The sequence below is a fragment of the Halomonas sp. BC1 genome (assembly GCF_002078135.1).
Taxonomy (GTDB): Bacteria; Pseudomonadota; Gammaproteobacteria; order Pseudomonadales; family Halomonadaceae; genus Vreelandella; species Vreelandella stevensii.
Window position 1 is genome coordinate 2,616 of the sequence record NZ_LFGS01000014.1, and the last position, 3,138, is coordinate 5,753.

Genomic DNA, 3,138 nt, shown 5'->3' on the forward strand with positions numbered 1-3,138 from the left:
TGGCTGCGCTGGCTAGAGCGCAACCGTAATGCCTTTGGCTATATCGTTTATTTAATTGATGACGATATAGCCGCTGCCGCCGTTGATGCCACGCTACCCAGCGCTTATCGCAAACGTATGGCGGGGGTCGCCAGCCTTCAGCCGCGTTTGCTGGCCCTGGCCGATGAAGTGGTGGCATGCAGCGATCAACTGGCTAGCTACTTTACGCCGCGCCACGCCAAGGTTTCAGTGCTTACACCGCCGTTGCTGGCGCCATTGCCGGGGCAGGAGCACTTATCGGTTACCGCTTCTTCAGAAACGCCGTGGCAGATAGGCTTTCACGGTACGCGGGCGCACCTTCAGGATTTACTGCATATCGCACCTGCCTTGGAAGCACTGCAACAGCAGCGTGATGATACCGAGCTTGAAATCATGCTGGGCCAACATATTCCCAAGCGGTTGGCGGCGCTGCCACGGGTGAAAGCCCCGGCACCGTTGCCCTGGCAGGCTTTTCAGCAGTACCAACGCCAGCGACGAATACACATTGGCTTGGCACCTCTATTAGCAACGCCGTTCAATCGGGGAAAGTCATTTATTAAGTTTTTGGATATTGCCGCCATGGGTGGGGTAGGCATCTACTCCAATCGCTACCCCTATACAGAGGTGGTTCGCCATGGTGAAAACGGCTTGTTGGTCGGCGACTCCCCTAATGAGTGGCAGGCAGGGATAAACCAGTTGCTCGATAACCCTGAAGCAACCGCTAAAATGGCAAGCCAAGCGGCGCGGGATGCGTTGAGTATTGGTGACCCGCAGAAAGTGATAACGTTTTGGCAGTCGCGGCAGGGCAGTGATGTTTAATTTTCAAGTGTCTGTGGAGCCTTAACACTTACTTCGGTACAGGGTATGCGATAGGTAGTTTGCAGCGGTGCTGGGGTTGGTTTTGTGCCCACGGGCGTCGTCCCGCCGCCTCCTGACAGAGGGGGGCCCTCAGCGACGATGACCTCGACACACTACTGCCCTGGCAGTGGAAAGAGACATTACCGGTCTAAACGATACCTGTATAGATGGGGTTATTGGACCGCTTACTGAAAATGTGTCCGCTCTGACTTGACCAGAACAAAGTGTGGGTTAGTCTTGAATTGTTTTTATTCATGAGTCATGTCGTCATGTTGAAAGGTGCGCGTTGGATAACGCACAACAGGAGTGGCGATTCACGCAAGGGAGAAGCAGATGGACGCCATTATCCAGGCATTTCATGAGCAAACGCCGAATGCCAGTGTCGTGAAGGAACGCATCGCCTTTGGCACGTCAGGCCACCGTGGCCGTGCCACCGAGCGCACGTTTAATGAAGCGCACATTATTGCCATCACCCAGGCAGTAGTGGATTACCGCCAAGAAGAAGACTACCAAGGCCCGCTGTTTCTAGGCTTGGATACCCATGCGCTTTCACGCCCCGCCTGGGAGTGTGCGCTGCGTGTGCTGGTGGCCAACCAGGTGCCGGTGTTGGTTGAGAAGGGGCATGGTTATACGGCAACCCCGCTGGTCAGCCAGGCCATCATCCATTACAACACTCAGCACCCGCTGGGTGACCCGGCTGCCAAGGCCGATGGGTTGATCATCACGCCTTCGCACAATCCGCCGGAAGATGGCGGCATCAAGTACAACCTGTACCACGGTGGCCCCGCCGATACCGAAGCGACCCGCTGGATCGAACTGCGCGCCAATGCCTACCTGCTGCGCCAGTTGAGCGATATTACGCTGGTGTCGTTGGAAGAGGCGCTGGCCCAGGTGCAGGAGTACGATTTCACGGCCCATTACGTGGCCCAGCTGGGCCGCGTGGTGGACATGGATGCCATCCAGAAGGCCAACCTGACCCTCGGGGCCGACCCCATGGGCGGTACGGCGCTGCCGGTGTGGCAGGCGGTGGCTGAACACTATGGGCTGAATCTGGAAGTGGTGAATACCACCATCGATAGCCGGTTTGCGTTCATGCCGCCGGACCACGACGGCAAGATTCGCATGGACTGCTCCAGCGCGGCGGCCATGGCCAATCTGCTCAAGATCAAGGACCGCTTCGATATCGCTTTCGGCAACGACCCGGATGCCGACCGCCACGGTATCGTGGATGCCAACGGCTTGATGAATCCCAACCATTTTCTGGCCGTGTGTGTGGATTACCTGATGGGCCACCGCCCTGAGTGGAGCCAGGAGCTGCGCATTGGCAAGACGCTGGTGTCGTCTTCCATGATCGACCGGGTGGTGGCTTCCCATGAGCGGGAGCTGCACGAAGTGCCGGTGGGCTTCAAGTGGTTCGTGGATGGCCTTTCCGATGGCTGGCTGGCCTTTGGCGGCGAAGAGAGCGCCGGGGCCAGCCTGCTGACCCGTGATGGCAAGGCGTGGTCTACCGACAAGGACGGCATTGCCCTGTGCCTGCTGGCCGCCGAGATTCTGGCCGTGACCGGTAAAACGCCCAGCGAGTATTACCAGACCCTGACTCAGCGTTTTGGCGAGCCTTGCTACAAGCGAGTGGATACGCCGTGCAGTGTGGAAGAGAAGGGCGCGTTCACGCAGCTCACCGCCGACAGTGTTACCGACACCACCCTGGCGGGTGACCCTATCACCGCGGTATTGGTCAAGGCCCCCGGTAACCAGGCTGCCATTGGCGGCTTGAAAGTCACCACCGACAACGGCTGGTTCGCCGCCCGCCCCAGCGGCACGGAATCGCTCTACAAAATCTACGCCGAAAGCTTCAAAGGCCCCCAACACTTGGACGAACTGATCGACAGCGCCAAGCAGTTACTTTCGGGCGTGCTGAAAGGTTAAGCCTTTGTTATAAGCATGATGGTCGCAAACCAAAACCACCCTTGATGGGTGGTTTTTTTGCTGGTTGCCAGGTTTGTGGGGGCGCGGTTGATTGTGGTGGCATCACCGGGGCGGCTGCCCATGCGTATCGTTGGCGATGTACCCGTAGCGCGGTGTAAGCGGAGCGCACCCGCGAAGCAACGCGGTGAACGTTGCCGATGGGGCCATATGGGTGGGCGGTGGCGCGGTGGGTGAAGGTGGCGTGATCGGGGCGGCTGGCGCCGCCTTCGCGGGTGCCTCTTTCGCTCGTTGCTCTCGCTCTTTCGTTACGCCGCGCTACGGGGGTATCCGTGCCCC

2 protein-coding genes are annotated in these 3,138 nt (G+C 58.8%); both read left to right on the plus strand.

All coding sequences use genetic code 11. The features are described from left to right. The coding region (locus B7L72_RS11225) for a glycosyltransferase (protein ID WP_081194372.1) at positions 1-837 on the plus strand (837 nt) is incomplete at its 5' end. A gap of 372 nt (positions 838-1,209) precedes the next feature. After that, positions 1,210-2,802: a phosphoglucomutase (alpha-D-glucose-1,6-bisphosphate-dependent) gene (gene pgm / locus B7L72_RS11230; protein ID WP_081194374.1), complete on the plus strand. Its 1,593-nt coding sequence runs from the start codon at positions 1,210-1,212 to the stop codon at positions 2,800-2,802. Positions 2,803-3,138 lie beyond the last annotated feature (336 nt).